Source organism: Novosphingobium sp. 9, assembly GCF_025340265.1.
Lineage (GTDB): Bacteria > Pseudomonadota > Alphaproteobacteria > Sphingomonadales > Sphingomonadaceae > Novosphingobium.
Map to the genome: position 1 here is coordinate 245942 of NZ_CP022707.1, position 14241 is coordinate 260182.

Annotated in this window: 14 protein-coding genes; 1 reads left to right on the forward strand and 13 read right to left on the reverse strand. The window is 70.1% G+C overall.

The window, feature by feature from the left end:
- Window position 1: 1 nt before the first annotated feature.
- From bluB to cbiE, 7 genes are all read right to left on the reverse strand, one after another.
- The gene (gene bluB / locus CI805_RS01200) at window positions 2–574 is read right to left on the reverse strand and encodes a 5,6-dimethylbenzimidazole synthase (protein ID WP_260925270.1); all 573 of its coding nucleotides are present in this window, start codon (window positions 572–574) and stop codon (window positions 2–4) included.
- A 71-nt stretch (window positions 575–645) separates the two neighbouring features.
- Window positions 646–1275: a cob(I)yrinic acid a,c-diamide adenosyltransferase gene (cobO, locus tag CI805_RS01205; protein WP_260925279.1), complete on the reverse strand. Its 630-nt coding sequence runs from the start codon at window positions 1273–1275 to the stop codon at window positions 646–648.
- Window positions 1275–2048, reverse strand: coding sequence for a precorrin-6A synthase (deacetylating) (cobF, locus tag CI805_RS01210; protein WP_260925281.1), 774 nt, complete (start codon window positions 2046–2048; stop codon window positions 1275–1277). Before cobF ends, cobO begins: the two co-directional genes overlap by 1 nt.
- A 5-nt stretch (window positions 2049–2053) precedes the next feature.
- Window positions 2054–3382 carry a cobyrinate a,c-diamide synthase gene (locus CI805_RS01215; RefSeq protein ID WP_260925283.1) on the reverse strand — a complete coding sequence of 443 codons (1329 nt, stop codon included), beginning with the start codon at window positions 3380–3382 and terminating at the stop codon, window positions 2054–2056.
- Window positions 3379–4164 carry a precorrin-4 C(11)-methyltransferase gene (gene cobM, locus CI805_RS01220; RefSeq protein ID WP_260925285.1) on the reverse strand — a complete coding sequence of 262 codons (786 nt, stop codon included), beginning with the start codon at window positions 4162–4164 and terminating at the stop codon, window positions 3379–3381. Before cobM ends, CI805_RS01215 begins: the two co-directional genes overlap by 4 nt.
- The gene (locus CI805_RS01225) at window positions 4161–4550 is read right to left on the reverse strand and encodes a cobalamin biosynthesis protein (RefSeq protein ID WP_260928025.1); all 390 of its coding nucleotides are present in this window, start codon (window positions 4548–4550) and stop codon (window positions 4161–4163) included. Before CI805_RS01225 ends, cobM begins: the two co-directional genes overlap by 4 nt.
- The gene (gene cbiE / locus CI805_RS01230) at window positions 4547–5755 is read right to left on the reverse strand and encodes a precorrin-6y C5,15-methyltransferase (decarboxylating) subunit CbiE (protein WP_260925287.1); all 1209 of its coding nucleotides are present in this window, start codon (window positions 5753–5755) and stop codon (window positions 4547–4549) included. Before cbiE ends, CI805_RS01225 begins: the two co-directional genes overlap by 4 nt.
- On the opposite strand from cbiE, the gene CI805_RS01235 reads away from it, so the two are divergent.
- Entirely contained in the window at window positions 5754–6515 is a 762-nt protein-coding gene (locus CI805_RS01235; protein ID WP_260928027.1) for a cobalt-precorrin-6A reductase, read from the forward strand. The two genes, cbiE and CI805_RS01235, sit on opposite strands and share 2 nt — an antisense overlap.
- On the opposite strand, the gene cobJ is transcribed toward CI805_RS01235, so the two are convergent.
- From cobJ to cobW, 6 genes are read right to left on the reverse strand one after another with little or no spacing between them, the layout of a single operon-like run.
- Complete coding sequence (cobJ, locus tag CI805_RS01240; protein ID WP_260928028.1) at window positions 6479–7243, reverse strand: precorrin-3B C(17)-methyltransferase; 765 nt, start codon at window positions 7241–7243, stop codon at window positions 6479–6481. The two genes, CI805_RS01235 and cobJ, sit on opposite strands and share 37 nt — an antisense overlap.
- Window positions 7243–7980, reverse strand: a complete 738-nt coding sequence (cobI, locus tag CI805_RS01245) for a precorrin-2 C(20)-methyltransferase (RefSeq protein ID WP_260925289.1) — start codon at window positions 7978–7980, stop codon at window positions 7243–7245. The genes cobJ and cobI overlap by 1 nt, the downstream gene beginning before the upstream one ends.
- Window positions 7977–8606 carry a precorrin-8X methylmutase gene (locus tag CI805_RS01250; RefSeq protein ID WP_260925291.1) on the reverse strand — a complete coding sequence of 210 codons (630 nt, stop codon included), beginning with the start codon at window positions 8604–8606 and terminating at the stop codon, window positions 7977–7979. Before CI805_RS01250 ends, cobI begins: the two co-directional genes overlap by 4 nt.
- Window positions 8606–9739, reverse strand: coding sequence for a cobalamin biosynthesis protein CobG (locus CI805_RS01255; protein ID WP_260925293.1), 1134 nt, complete (start codon window positions 9737–9739; stop codon window positions 8606–8608). Before CI805_RS01255 ends, CI805_RS01250 begins: the two co-directional genes overlap by 1 nt.
- Window positions 9736–13035, reverse strand: a complete 3300-nt coding sequence (gene cobN / locus CI805_RS01260; protein WP_260925302.1) for a cobaltochelatase subunit CobN — start codon at window positions 13033–13035, stop codon at window positions 9736–9738. Before cobN ends, CI805_RS01255 begins: the two co-directional genes overlap by 4 nt.
- A gap of 28 nt (window positions 13036–13063) precedes the next feature.
- Window positions 13064–14137, reverse strand: coding sequence for a cobalamin biosynthesis protein CobW (cobW, locus tag CI805_RS01265; RefSeq protein WP_260925303.1), 1074 nt, complete (start codon window positions 14135–14137; stop codon window positions 13064–13066).
- Between the last annotated feature and the right edge of the window lie 104 nt (window positions 14138–14241).

The window sequence follows — 14241 nt, forward strand, 5'->3', positions numbered from 1 at the left end:
GTCATCGCTCGAACACCCGCGCGGCCAGCGCTTCGCGCGCCTGCCAGCCCCGGCGTTCGAGTTCGGGAATGTCATGGTCTTCCAGCGGGTAGCCCACGCAGAGCAGCGCGATCAGCGACCAGTCATGCGGTACATCCAGTATCTCCCCCACCGCCTCGGGCCGCAGGATCGAGACCCAGCCCATGCCGATGCCGCGCACCCGCGCGGTCAGCCACATGGTGTGAACGGCAGTGACGCAGGAATAGCGCAGCGCCTCGGGCATCGTCGCGATGCCAAGGCCGTGCCCCGCCTCGGGCGCCTCGTCACAGAACACCGCGAGCAGTTCAGGCGCCTCGCGCAGGCCATGCAGCTTGAGCGCGAGGTAATCCTCATGTCGCGCCTCCCCGGCATAACGCTGCGCCGCGCGCGTATTCTCCGCATCGACATGCGCAACCAGCGCCGCGCGCACCTGTGCCGAGCGCAGGCGCACCAGCCGCCAGGGCTGTGCATTGCCAACCGAAGGCGCCAGCGCCACGCTGCCCAGCAGCGCCTGCATGTCGGCCTCGTCGACGGCGCGCGGGGAAAAGTGGCGCACGTCGCGGCGCCAGCGCAGCAGCCGCTCGAACTCGCCCGCAAACGCGGCGTCGAAGGAGGACAGGACGAGGCTCAGAACTCGATCCCCGCCTGCGCCTTCACGCCGGAGCGGAACGGGTGCTTGACCATGGTCATCTCGGTGACGAGATCCGCCGCCTCGATCAGCGCGTCGGGCGCGTTGCGACCGGTGACGATAATGTGCTTCATTTCCGACCGTGCGGCGAAGACCTCCACCACTTCCTCGACCGGCAGGTAGCCATAGCGCAGGACGATGTTCAGCTCGTCCGCCACCACCATGTGGCAGTCGGGATCGGCGATCAGCCGCTTCACCTCGTCCCAGGCGGTGCGGGCCTTGGCGATGTCGCGCGCGCGGTCCTGCGTGTCCCAGGTGAAGCCCTCACCCATCGGCTGGAACGAGACGTTGTTCGGGAAGGCATCGAAGACGGCTTTCTCGCCGGTCGTCATCGCGCCTTTCACGAACTGGACGACGCCCACTTTCATGTCGTGCCCGATGGCGCGCACCACCATGCCGAGCGCCGCGCTGGTCTTGCCCTTGCCGTTCCCGGTATGGACGATCAGCAGGCCCTTTTCGCGGGTCTTGCCTTCCATGATCCTGCCGCGCGCGGCCTGCTTCTTGCGCATCTTCTCGGCATGGCGCGCCTCGGTATCCGCAGTGACTGCGGGCGTTTCATCGAGCGACATCAGCCCTGTTCCTTTCGCATGAGATAGACGTCCATGATCCAGCCGTGACGCGCGCGCAGTTCGGCGCGGCGCGCAGCAATCCTGGGAGCGGCAGCGGCCAGCGGTCCGGCCTCCAGCGCTTCGTGCGCCATGCCGAGGTAGGCGCCCCACCAGATCGTGATTCCGGCCGGGTCGAGCCCCTCGAAAGCGCAGCCGCCGTCGAGCATCACCACCACGGTATCCACAGCCTGCGGCCAGCCATGATCGCGCAACAGACGCCCGGTGGTGATCGTCACCGATCCGGCCAGCGGGTTGAGCGTGATCGCATGCGCGGCGGTAAGCGCGTGGATGCTGGTGATCCCCGGCGCCACGCGCACGGCGATCTCGCGCCCCGCCCGCGTCAGCCGCTCGGCGATCCGCAAGGTGCTGTCGTAGAGCGAGGGATCGCCCCAGACGAGCAGCGCGACCGTGCCGCCCTTGGGCAAATGCCGGTCGATCTCGCCCTGCCAGACCCGCGCGATGGCATCGTGCCAGTCTTCCACGGCCTGCCGGTAATCGCCTTCCCGCGCGCGCTCGGGCATATCGAACTCGGCGATCCGCACCGGCTGGGTGAGTACCCCGGCGCAGATCGTGCGGCGCAAATCGACAAGGTCCGCCTTGGCCTCGCCCTTGCGCGGCAGCAGGATCAGGTCGGCAGCGTTCATCGCCTTGGCCGCCTGCGCGGTCAGGTGATCGGGATTGCCGGTGCCGATGCCGATCAGGTGCAGATCGAGCCGGGAGGAAGAGCCTGACATGCCGCTCACCCCGCCGCCGCGATCATGTGGAAGAACGTGCCCGTCACGCGCCCGCGATGCGATCCGGTCTCGGCAACCTCTGCCCCTTCCGCGTCGGTGACATGCGCCAGCGGTGCGTCGCGCTGTTCGAGGATCGTGGTGTAGTGAAACTCGTGCCCGCGCAGCGCCGTGCCGCTCGCCAGCCCCGAGAGCGGGGCCAGCAGCCGGGCATGACGATAGCCAAGGTGCATCTTGCGCTGCGCATGGCTGGTGACGAGGCCGAGCAGCCCGGCCATCCGGTGCGCCTCCCCCGCCTTGTCGACCAGCGCCTCGCCCAGCACCATGTAGCCACCGCACTCACCATGGACGGGCCGCGTCCCGGCGTGACGGCGCAGGCCGTCGAGGAAAGTCGTGGCCGCCGCGATGGTCCCTGCGTGAAGCTCGGGATAGCCGCCCGGAAGCCAGACCATGTCGGCATCCGCATCCGGCGCCTCATCGGCCAGCGGCGAGAACGGCACGATCTCGGCCCCGGCTTGCCGCCAGTGCTCCAGCAGGTGCGGATAGGTGAACGAGAACGCCGCATCGCGCGCCATGGCGATGCGCTGCGCAGGGGGAAGCGGCAGGCTTACCGCAAAATCTCCCGCGCCGAGAGGCAGCGACCGCGCTGCCGCGCGCACGGCATCCAGATCGACATGCGCACGCAGGAACGCCGCATAATCGGCAATCGCCTGATCGAGTGCGGGATGCTCGATGGCCTGCACCAGCCCGAGATGCCGCTCCGGCAGCGTCAGGTCGCCGCGCCTCGGCAGCGCCCCGAACACCGGGATGCCCAGCGCCTCGAAGCCCTTGCGGATCAGTCGCTCGTGGCGCGGACTGGCGACGCGGTTGAGGATCACGCCCGCAAACGGCAGATCGGGATCGAGCCTGGCAAAGCCCAGCGCGGTCGCAGCAGCAGACTGCGCCTGCCCCGACACATCGAGCACCAGCAGCACCGGCCAGCCCATGCGCTTGGCAATGTCCGCGCTCGCCCCGTTGCCCGTCGCGCCGGGTTTCGCGACGCCATCGAACAGCCCCATCGAACCTTCGGCGAGCACCAGATCGGCGCCGCTCGCCCGCCCCGCAAGCGCATCGAGCAGCCCGGCGTCCATCGCCCAGCTATCGAGATTGAACGAAGGCCGCCCGCAGGCCGCGCCGTGGAACGCCGGGTCGATATAATCCGGGCCGCTCTTGAACGGTTGCACCGCCAGCCCGGCATCGGTCAACGCACGCAGCAGGCCGAGCATGACCGTGGTCTTGCCCGTGCCCGATGCAGGCGCCGCGATCAGCAGGCCCGGTGGCAAGGACAGCATGCTCATTCGGAGCGCTCGGCGAACGGTGAGGCCGCGCTCTGCGGACGGAACCGGCGGTCGTAGCCGCGCGCATAGAGGCTGCTTTCCGCGGCCTCTTCCACGCCCAGCACCGGGCCGACGAGAATGATCGCAGTGCGTTCCATGCTGCCCGCGACTGCCGCCTCGATCGTGCCCAGCGTCGCCTGCACCACCCGCTCGTCGGGCCAGCTCGCGCGCCAGACCACCGCGACGGGGCAGTCTTCTCCATAGGCAGGCACCAGATCGGCCACCACCCGCGCAAGGTTATGGATCGAGAGGTGGATCGCCAGCGTCGCGCCGGTCGCCGCGAAATTGGTGAGGCTCTCGCGCTCGGGCATCGTGCTGGCGCGGCCCGGCGTGCGGGTCAGCACCAGCGACTGGCCGAGTTCGGGCACAGTGAGTTCCATTTCCAGCGTTGCCGCCGCCGCCGCGAAGGCCGGGACACCCGGCGTCACCGTGAAGGGAATGCCCATCGCGCGCAGGCGCCGCACCTGCTCGCCCATTGCCGACCAGACCGAAAGATCGCCGGAATGGAGCCGCGCCACGTCCTGCCCGGCCGCGTGCGCCGCCGCGATCTCCGCCATGATCGCATCGAGATCCAGCGGCGCGGTATTGACGATCCGCGCGCCCGCAGGACAGTGCCCCAGCACCGCTTCCGGTATCAGCGATCCAGCATAGAGGCATACCGGGCTCGCCGCGATCAGATCGCGTCCGCGCAGGGTCAGCAGGTCGGGCGCGCCGGGTCCGGCGCCGATGAAGTGGACGGTCATGCTGCAAAAGATCCTTGCGAAGAAGCATCAATGGTGGAGGCGATGGCGCAGGTCGCCATGCCATCGGGAGAAAGGGCGCGTGGGGCCGCCAGTCGCGCACCGGAACCGGCAGCGGCCAGGGCGCTCGCCTCGGCCACGCTGCCCAGCCCGCGCGCGGCCATGCTGGCCATGGATCGGGTCAGGGTCGAAACCGTGGCGCACGCCTCCGGCGATACCGCGATCACCGGCAGGCCGAGCCATTCGGCCAGTGGGGCGAGCGCGTCAGCCTTGTCTTCCAGCGTCGCCAGATGGGTGACGGCCGGTGTGCCCTCGGCAGCGAGTGCCAGCGCGGCCTGCAACGACGCGACTCCGGCGCCTGCGCGAAATCCGAAGCCCGCGACGATCACAGCGTCACGCTCCACTGCACTACCGGATAGCGCGCGCGCCAGCCGTTGCGCTGCCCCAGCGGCACGGCATCGGCCAGCTCGATCCGCAGCAGGCTGCCCCCTTTCAGGCCATGCCAGCGCGCCAGCAGCGCCTCGGATTCCAGCGTCACCGCATGGGCCACCAGCCGCGTGCCGTCCCGCAGCATCGCCCAGAGCGCCTCCAGCAGCGCCTCGGACACGCCGCCGCCGACGAACACCGCGTCCGGCAGCGGCCCATCCGGCAAACCTTGTGGCACGCGCGCCGTCAGGACCTCGATCCGGTCCACACCGAGCCGCGCGGCGTTCGCTTTCGCCCGCATGGCGCGCGCAGCATCGCTCTCGATCGCCAGCGCCCGGTTGGCGGGATGCGCCAGCAGCCACTCGATCGAAATCGAACCCGAGCCCGCACCGATGTCCCACAGTATCTCGCCGGGCCTCGGCGCCAGCGCGGAGAGGGCCAGTGCGCGCACCGGGCGCTTGGTCAGTTGGCCGTCGTGCTCGAACAGATCGTCGGGCAGGCCCGAACAGAGGGGCAGCACGATACCATCGCCTGCCGGATCGATGCCCACGGCAACCGGGTGTGCCACGTCCTCCAGCGCATAATCACCCGCCCGGACCGAGCGCAGACGCTCACGCGAGCCGCCCAGCGCCTCCAGAACATGCAGCGTCGAAGCCCCGAAACCGAGCACGTCGAGATAGCCCGCCAGATCCGCCACCGCATCGCCGTCGCGCAGCAGCGCCAGCACCCGGCGGCCCGGCGCCAGATGCGGGCGCAGGCGCTCCAGCGGCGCGGCGTGCAGGCCAAGGCAGGCGGTGTCCTGCAAGGCCCAGCCCAACCGGGAAGCCGCCAGCGAGAAAGTCGACGGCGCCGGATACGAGACCCACTCTTCACGACCGAGATGCCGCGCAAGGCTTGTCCCCGCGCCGAACCAGAACGGATCGCCCGACGCCAGCATGACCACGCGCCGACCGCGATGGGCAAGCAACCGCGCAACGCCATCCGCGAACGGCACTGGCCATTCGAGCGTCTCGCCCGTAAGGCCGGGCGACAGGGCCAGATGGCGCGCCGATCCGGCAACCAGTTCGGCCTCGGCCAGCGCGCGGCGGGCGGCTGTCGAAAGGCCATCGAACCCGTCCTCGCCAAGGCCGACGATCGTCAACCATGCGGAAGGTGCCATGTCAGCCATGCCGAATGTCCTGCTGCTGGGCGGCACCACCGAGGCGAGCGCGCTGACGCAGCGGCTGGCGGCAGCAGGCATCGCCGCGACGCTGAGCTATGCCGGGCGCACGCACGCGCCTCGCGCGCAGCCGGTGCCGGTGCGGATCGGTGGCTTCGGCGGCGTCGAGGGCCTCGCCACGTACCTGCGCGAGCACGGTGTGACCCATCTGGTCGATGCCACCCATCCCTTCGCGGCGACGATGAGTCGCCATGCCGTGGCCGCCGCCCATGAGGCAGGCATTCCCCTGATCGCGCTCACCCGTCCCGCGTGGGAGCCGGTCGCAGGCGACCGCTGGACGCGGGTTGCCGATATTCCCGAGGCTGTCGCCGCGCTCGAAGGACCGGCGCGGTCGGTAATGCTGGCGCTCGGGCGGATGCATGTCGAGGCGTTTGCCGCGCAGCCGCAGCACCACTATCTGCTGCGCTTCGTCGATACGCCCGATACGCCCCCCGTGCTTCCCCGCCACAGCCTCGTCGTCGATCGCGGGCCGTTCACCGTCGAGGGCGACCGCGCACTGATGGCCGCGCACGGCATCGCGGTCGTGGTCTGCAAGAACGCGGGCGGCACCGGCGCTGCCGCGAAACTGGCCGCAGCGCGCGCTCTCAGCCTGCGCGTGGTGATGATCGACCGCCCGGCCGTGCCCGAACGGCACGAGACGCACGATATCGACGCGGTGCTGCGCTGGCTGGGTCACGCCGTGCCCTCCGGCACCGAGCGCGGGGTGTAGAGCAACGGATTTCCCTTGCGCGCGATCAGCCGGGTCCGGCTCGATCCGACGATCACCATCGTGCGCATGTCGGCCATTTCAGGTGTTGCCTCGGCGAGCGGGACGACGCGCAGCTCTTCCTCTGGCGTGCTGACGGCACGGGCGAACAGGATCAGCCGCTCCGGCTCGCAGACGTCGCGCAAGGTGTTCAGAACGCGCGCGAAACCTTCTGGGCGCGCCTTCGAACGCGGGTTGTAGAACGCCATGGCGAAGTCCGCCTCCACCGCAAGGCGCAGGCGCTTCTCGATCAAGGCCCAGGGCTTGAGATTGTCCGAGAGATTGATCGCGCAGAAATCGTGCCCCAGCGGCGCCCCGGCGCGCGCGCTGGCCGCCAGCATCGCGGTGATGCCGGGCAGCACGCGAATGTCGAGATCGCGCCATTCCTTCGGTGCTGCCTCCAGCGCCTCGAACACCGCCGAAGCCATTGCGAAGACGCCCGGATCGCCCGAGGAAACGACGACGACGCGCGCGCCCTTGGCGGCCAGTTCGAGCGCCAGTCGCGCGCGATCGAGTTCCACCCGGTTGTCGGAGCCGTGCAGCGTCAGGCCTTCGCGAGGCGCGACACGGGCGACGTAGGGGAAATAGCCGATAACGTCGCTCGCCTCGGCCAGTGCGGCGGTGACTTCGGGCGTCACCAGTGCCGCATCGCCCGGCCCGAGGCCGACGATGGACAGCCATCCTGCTGACATCATGGTCTTCTCCCCTGTCCGTGGATCAGCAGGATCGAGAAGTACGGCGCGACCGCCTCGGCCTGCGCCAGCGGGGTGACGCGCTCTGCGGGCATCGCCGCATGCTCCACCAGCCACGCCTCGTGCTCGCGACCGGCGGCGATGACCGCGCGGCGCAACTTGCCGAGATTACGCCCGATCTTCATCACCACCAGCGCATCGGTATCGGCGATCCGACGCGCCAGTTCCGCCTCGGGAAGCGTTGCCATGGCCACCGTCAGCACATCGTCGCCCCAGGTGATCGGCACGCCACTGGCATGCCATGCCCCCGCCATCCCGGTGATGCCGGGCACCACCTCTACCGGCGCATGGTCTTTCAGGCGCGAGTGCAAGTGCATGAAAGAGCCGTAGAAAAACGGATCGCCCTCGCACAGGACGACCACATCCTCCCCCTTCTCCAGCACATCGCGCAGAGAACGGGTACAACCGGCATAGAAGCGGGACAGGGCCACGTTGTACGCAGGATCGGTCAGCGCGATCTCGGTAGTAACGGGATATTCCAGCGCGATCTCGATCACATCCTCGCGCAACATCCCCTCGACGATGCGGCGCGCGTGGCCCGAACGCCCCGCCTTGCGGAAATAGGCGACGTGGCGCGCGCCGCGCACCAGCCGGTCTGCGCGCACGCTCATCAGGTCCGCCGCGCCGGGGCCGAGGCCCACGCCATAGACCTTGCCCGATGTCACCGCCCCGCTCATTCCGCCCGGCTCGCCAGTGCGTTGAGTGCCGCGACGGTGATCGCGCTTCCGCCCAGCCGCCCCTCGACCACACAGCACGGCACCGGCATCGCCTGCCACAGCGCCGCCTTCGATTCGACCGCGCCCACGAAGCCGACCGGGCAGCCGATGATCGCGGCGGGGCGCGGGCAGGCCGGGTCCTCCAGCATGTTGAGCAGGTGGAACAGCGCCGTCGGGGCATTGCCGATCGCGACAACCGCGCCTGCCAGATGCGGGCGCCACAGTTCGAGCGCGGCGGCGGAGCGGGTATTGCCCATCGCCTGCGCCAGCGCGGGCACTTGCGGATCGTGGAGCGTACAGAGCACCGCGTTGTCCGCCGGCAGGCGCGCGCGGGTGATCCCTTCGGAGACCATGCGCGCATCGCACAGGACCGGCGCGCCCGCCGCCAGCGCCGCGCGCGCGACCTCGGCAAAGCCCGGCGAGAAGCGGATATGCGGCGCCAGATCGACCATGCCCGCCGCGTGGATCATGCGCACGGCGACCGGCTCCTCCTCTGCCGAAAAACGCGACAGGTCGGCCTCGGCGCGGATCGTGGCGAAGGACTGGCGGTAGATCGCCGCGCCATCGGTTTCATAAAGATGCGGCATCAGGCGGCTCCAAATCGGGCAAGCAGGTCGGCGGGCGTCAGGCCGGATTGCTCCGGCGGCGCCCCGGCACGGGCATGGAAGGCAAGATCGAAAAGACCCTCGCGCCCGGTCAGCACGAGGTCGGCAGGGGCCGAGCGGGCGCAGCCCTTGGCACAGCCCGAGACATGCAGCCGCCCGAGCACCAGCGGCGCCAGCGCACGGGCCAGATCGCGCGTGGAGACGCTCGCCTGCGGGCATTGCGGCGCGCCGGGGCAGGCATCGACATGGAGCAGCGCGGCATCGGCAGGATCGGCCAGCGCATCGTCGAAGACACCCTCGACGAGCACCCGGCGCCCCGGCAGAAAACGCAAGCCCGTCGCTTGCGGATGGTCCAGCAGGGCTTCGAAACGCGCCGCATCGGCCTGTCCGAACGGGAGGACGACGAGCGTTCCCAGCGGATGCACGCCGGAATCGGGAAGCGCTGCACCGGCTGCTGGCGCGACCGCCTCCGCCGCCCAATCCGGCAAAGCCGCATGGTGCCGGGCCATCCGGCCCGAGGCCGCGCCGCCGCTCGCGACGAACCACTGCGCCAGCCCCGGCAGCGCCTCGACTTCCGATCCCGGTGCCAGCGGCGCGCCCGCCTCGCGGCCATCGGCGCGCAGGATCAGGGCACCATCCAGCCCCCGCTCGATGCGGAAATCGCCCGGCTCTTCGCGCAACATCGGCGCAGCACCGGCATCGATCACGAAGCCCATCTTGCCGGGCAGTTCGGGAAATTCCGGCAGCTTGTCGAGCAAGGCCAAGGCGATACGATGCGTATCATCGCCCACCTGCCAGTCCGGCGCGACCAGCACATTGCGGCGCGCCTCACGCAGCGGTTCGGCATCGACCAGAGCGAGCGCGACCAGCTTGTCGAGCAACTCCGGCCAGCCCGCTTCCTGCACCCCGCGCAGTTGCAGATTGGCGCGACTGGTCACGTCGATCAGGCCATTGCCGAAGCGGCGCGCAAGTCCTGCGAGCGCCAGTCCCTGCTCGCGCGAGAGGCGCGCGAGGCGGGGCTTGACGCGCATCAGCAGGCCATCGCCTGCCGCCATCGGTCGCCATGCGTCGGGGCACCAGCCCCGGATGGCGAAAGTGCCTTGCGACGCGCTCATGACCGCGCCTCCCGTTCGGCCAGATCGGTCAGGATTGAGTTGCGCCGCGTCGTCCACAGCCCCGCCGCGTGGAGCGCGGCAAAGCGCGCTTCCATCGCCGCCAGCGCCTGCGGGTTCGCCTGTTCCAGAAAGGCGCGCACTACCGCTTCGCCCAGCGTCGCGTCGTAATAGAGATCGAACAGGTGCGAGGGCACGGCCCCTGTCGCATGGCCCTGCCCCAGATGCGCGAAGGCGCCAAGGTGGTCGAGCGTCGCGGAAAGTTCCGCCCCGCCGCGAAAGCCGTGGCGCATCATTCCGGCGATCCAGCCGGGATGCGCAGCACGAGCCCGCACCACGCGGGCGATCTCTTCGATCAGCGTGCGCGCGACCGGGCGCGTCGGATCGCGGCTGTCGAGGTGGTAGAGCGCCGAGCTTCCCCCGGCCACATCCTGCGCGGCGGCAAAGCCCGCCTCGTGCGCGGCATAGTCCGCCGCCAGCAGCAGATCGGTTTCGGCCAGATCCTGCAAATGCACGAAAGCATCCGCCCCGGCGACCCGGCGACGCAGGCCTTCGGGGTCCGCCTGCCCGTCGGACGTGTCGAGCGCATGGTCGGAGGCCGCCAGCCACGCCTCACCCGCAGCGATGCGCGCTGCCTCGCGATAGTCTTCCGCCGCCCCGCCGATGCCCAGACCATAGCGCCCCGGCTGCGGCCCGTAGACGCGCGGACCGGCGCTTTCGGAGGTGAAGGGGTTCCAGTCCTCGGGCTCGTCGCGCTCGCACAGCGCGCGCACCGCCTGCCCGAACAGCACCGGCAGCGTGGGGAAGGCATCGCGAAACAGCCCCGAGACGCGCAAGGTGGCATCGATGCGCGGGCGGTCGAGCATCGCCAGCGGCAGGATTTCCACGCCGGTCACGCGGCCCGATGCATTGTCCCACACCGGCTTCGCGCCCAGCAGGTGCAGCGCCATCGCGAACTCCTCGCCCGCCGTGCGCATCGTCGCCGAGCCCCACAGGTCGATCACCAGCCCGCGCGGATAGTCGCCATGGTCCTGCAGATGGCGGCGCAGCAGTTCCTCGGCCAGCACCACGCCCTGCTCATAGGCGGTGCGCGATGGCACGGCGCGCGGATCGATGGTGTAGAGGTTGCGTCCGGTCGGCAGCACATCGCTGCGCCCGCGATAGGGCGAACCCGAAGGCCCCGGCGCCACCCGCGCGCCGTCCAGCGCGGCGAGCAGACCGGCGCGCTCGGCAGTGCCCTGCTCGCCCCGCCCGAAGATGTGCAGGCCATCGCCGAACTGGCTGTCCTTCACATCGCACACGAAGCGGTCGATCCGGGTGATCGCCTCGACCAGCGACATCGCGCTGTCGAGCCCGAGTTCCTCGGCCAGCCCGAGAGCCGCCGCCTCGTCGCGGATGGCAAGCTGGAGGCGGTCGCGCCGCGCGGGGTCAAGGCCTCCGGCGTTGGAGAACTCGTCGAGCAGCGCCTCGATCCGGGCAAGGCCTGCGCCGATGCCGCTCTCGACCATCGGCGGCGGGGCATGGCCGATGGTGACGGCGGCGATCCGGCGCTTGGCCTGCGCGGCCTCGCCCGGATCGTTGACGATGAAGGGATAGACCACCGGCAGCGACCCGATCAGCGCCTCGGGCCAGCAGGCGCCCGACAGCGCCACCGCCTTGCCCGGCAGCCATTCGAGCGTGCCGTGCGCGCCCATGTGGATCAGCGCCTGAAGCCCCTGCGCACGCAACCACAGGTAGAACGCGACATAGCCGTGGCGCGGGCAGCGGGTGGTGTCGTGATAATCCTCGTCGCGCGCGGCCACATCGCCCCGCTCAGGCTGGAGCGCGAGGGTGACGCTGCCGCAGGCAATGGCGGCAAAGTGAATACGCTCACCCTGCACCGCCGGATCGGTCTCCGGTTGGCCCCAGACGGCGAAGAGTTCGTCCCTCAGCACGGGATCGAGGCCTTCCAGCGCAGCACGGTAAGCGGCGAGCGGCCAGGTTATGGTCTGGGTCTGAAGTGCCGTGGCGAGATCGCCCGCCGGATGCGTGTCGTATCCGACCTCGGCCAGATCGTGCAGCACCGCCTCGGCGGAGGCCAGCGCATCGAGGCCGACGGCATGTGCCATCTGCTGCGCCTTGCCGGGATAGGTCGAGAGCACCAGCGCCAGCTTGCGCGCCGATGGCGGCGTGCGCGCGAGATCGACGGCAGCGGCAACGCGCGCGACGATGGCGGCGATCCGCTCCGGCTCGGCACGGTGGATGCTGCGCGCGAGGCCGAGGTCGGCGTCATGCTCGCCCGCCTGCTTGAAGCTGGCGACGCCTGCGAACAGGCGTCCGTCGATCTCGGGCAGGACGACATGCATGGCAAGATCGGCGGCGGAAAGCCCGCGTGTGCTGCCTGCCCAGCCTTCGCGCGGGGCGGTCGCCAGCGCGATCTGGAACACCGGCACGCCCGCAGCGTCGAGCGGCGAATGCCCGGTCTCGTCGCGCGCGGAAAAGGCGGTGGCGTTGACGATGGCGGCGGGCTTCAGGCGCGCGATCCAGCGCTCGACCTGCGCGCGCGCCGTGGGCTCCTTCAGCGAGGGCACATAAAGCGAGAGCGTACGGAAGCCCCGCGCCTCGAACGCCGCGTGCAGCGTCGCGAAAGGATCGACATCGTGCGCGGCCAGATAGGCGCGGTAGAACAGGATCAACGCGAGCGGACGCCCGTCAGACGCCACATCGTCAGGCACCACATCGTCGGGATCGCACGGCCCGGACTGCGGATGCCAGCCACCGGCCAGCGGCAGCGGCACACACTCCGGCACCTCGCCGCGATACCCGGCGCCGATGCGCGCCAGCAGCGTCAGCGCCCCGCGCGCCGCATCCGCGCCGCCTGCCTCGCAACGGCGGGACAGGTCCGCCAGCACCTCGGGCGGCAGAGTGGAGGCGCTTTCCAGTCGCGCATCATGCTGCCCATCCCCCGGCAGCACCGCCAGCGCGATCCCGCGACGGCGGGCGAGCAGTTCCAGCTGTTGCAGGCCGTAGCGCCAGTACGGCGCCCCACCGATCAGCCGGACGAGGATCGCCTTCGCGCCCTCCAGCGTGCGCTCGACATAGGTATCGACCGACAAGGGATGCAGCAGCGCGGCAAGGTTCGCCAGCCGCAGCGTCGGGAAATCCGGGTCGGCATCGCGCGCCGCGTGCCAGCCGCCCGCGAAGGCGCCGAGGTCGCTGTCGGAGAACGACAGCACCACGAGATCCGCAGGCGCCTGCCCCAGATCCTGCGGGATGGCGGTTTCCTCCATCCCGTGCGTTTCGCGGAAGATGACGTGCATCGGCCTGCTCGCCTTGCCGGACCCCCGCTCAGTCGATCAGCGCGGCGCGGATCGCTTCGGCATCGATATCGGCACGCTCGGCAATCGCGACCAGCCGGGTGACGCGCGGCTCGCCTGCCTCCCAGCGACGGTCGTACTGCTGGCGCACCCGCGCGCCGACCGCCTGCACCAGCAGCCGCATCGGCTTGCCCGCCACCGCGACATGGCCCTTCACGCGCAGGATATTGCGATCGCGCGCCAGCGCCTCGATGCGGCGGGTGAGGTCTTCGGGATCGGCGATCTCGCCCCCTGTGATGACCACGCTGTCGAAATCGTCATGCTCGTGCTCGTCCTCGCCATCGTGGTGCGAGGGGCGCGCGGCGAGGTCATCCTCGGCAGCCGCTTCGAGGCCGAGGATCACGCGCGGGTCGATCGCCCCTTCGGCCAGTTCGATCACCGGCACCTCGCGCGGCATTTCGGCCGCAATCACCGTGCGCGCGGCGGCCACGCCCTCTGGCCCCGCCAGATCGACCTTCGTCAGCAGCACGATATCGGCGCAGGCGAGCTGGTCTTCGAACACTTCGGACAGCGGCGTCTCGTGATCGATCCCCGGATCGGCAGCGCGCTGAGCGTCCAGCGCTTCGAGATCGGGCGCGAACCGCCCGGCGGCGACCGCCTCGGCATCGGCCAGCGCCAGCACGCCGTCTACGGTGATGCGGCTGCGGATCGCCGGCCAGTCGAACGCCTTGAGCAGCGGCTTGGGCAGCGCGAGGCCGGACGTCTCGATCAGGATATGATCAGGGCGCGGCTCCAGCGCCAGCAGCGTCTCGATGGTCGGGATGAAATCGTCCGCCACGGTGCAGCAGATGCAGCCGTTGGCGAGCTCGACGATGTTCTCCACCGGGCAATCGGGGATCGCGCAGGACTGGATGATGTCGCCGTCGACGCCCATCGTGCCGAACTCGTTGACCACCACGGCCAGACGACGCCCGCCTGCATTGCGGATCAGGTGGCTGATGAGCGTGGTCTTGCCCGCGCCGAGGAACCCGGTGACGATGGTGACCGGCACCTTGGCAAGATCGGTAGAGGCAGATGCGGCGGCAGGCGATCCGAAAGCGGACATGGCAACAGTTTCCCGCGCGCCTTGAGCGAGACACGCAGCGGGACTTGCCGGGAGCCTTGCTTCCGACCGGCGCGCGACGACGGGCGGGCGCGACAGGCACCCGT

What these genes read in the sequence shown, in the direction of transcription:
- cobN (WP_260925302.1), bottom strand. Translation starts at nt 13,035, where the DNA reads ATGCACGTCATCTTCCGCGAAACGCACGGGATGGAGGAAACCGCCATC.
- cbiE (WP_260925287.1), bottom strand. Translation starts at nt 5,755, where the DNA reads ATGGCTGACATGGCACCTTCCGCATGGTTGACGATCGTCGGCCTTGGC.
- CI805_RS01250 (WP_260925291.1), bottom strand. Translation starts at nt 8,606, where the DNA reads ATGCCGCATCTTTATGAAACCGATGGCGCGGCGATCTACCGCCAGTCC.
- CI805_RS01235 (WP_260928027.1), top strand. Translation starts at nt 5,754, where the DNA reads ATGCCGAATGTCCTGCTGCTGGGCGGCACCACCGAGGCGAGCGCGCTG.
- cobJ (WP_260928028.1), bottom strand. Translation starts at nt 7,243, where the DNA reads ATGTCAGCAGGATGGCTGTCCATCGTCGGCCTCGGGCCGGGCGATGCG.
- cobO (WP_260925279.1), bottom strand. Translation starts at nt 1,275, where the DNA reads ATGTCGCTCGATGAAACGCCCGCAGTCACTGCGGATACCGAGGCGCGC.
- cobW (WP_260925303.1), bottom strand. Translation starts at nt 14,137, where the DNA reads ATGTCCGCTTTCGGATCGCCTGCCGCCGCATCTGCCTCTACCGATCTT.
- CI805_RS01215 (WP_260925283.1), bottom strand. Translation starts at nt 3,382, where the DNA reads ATGAGCATGCTGTCCTTGCCACCGGGCCTGCTGATCGCGGCGCCTGCA.
- cobF (WP_260925281.1), bottom strand. Translation starts at nt 2,048, where the DNA reads ATGTCAGGCTCTTCCTCCCGGCTCGATCTGCACCTGATCGGCATCGGC.
- cobM (WP_260925285.1), bottom strand. Translation starts at nt 4,164, where the DNA reads ATGACCGTCCACTTCATCGGCGCCGGACCCGGCGCGCCCGACCTGCTG.
- CI805_RS01255 (WP_260925293.1), bottom strand. Translation starts at nt 9,739, where the DNA reads ATGAGCGCGTCGCAAGGCACTTTCGCCATCCGGGGCTGGTGCCCCGAC.
- cobI (WP_260925289.1), bottom strand. Translation starts at nt 7,980, where the DNA reads ATGAGCGGGGCGGTGACATCGGGCAAGGTCTATGGCGTGGGCCTCGGC.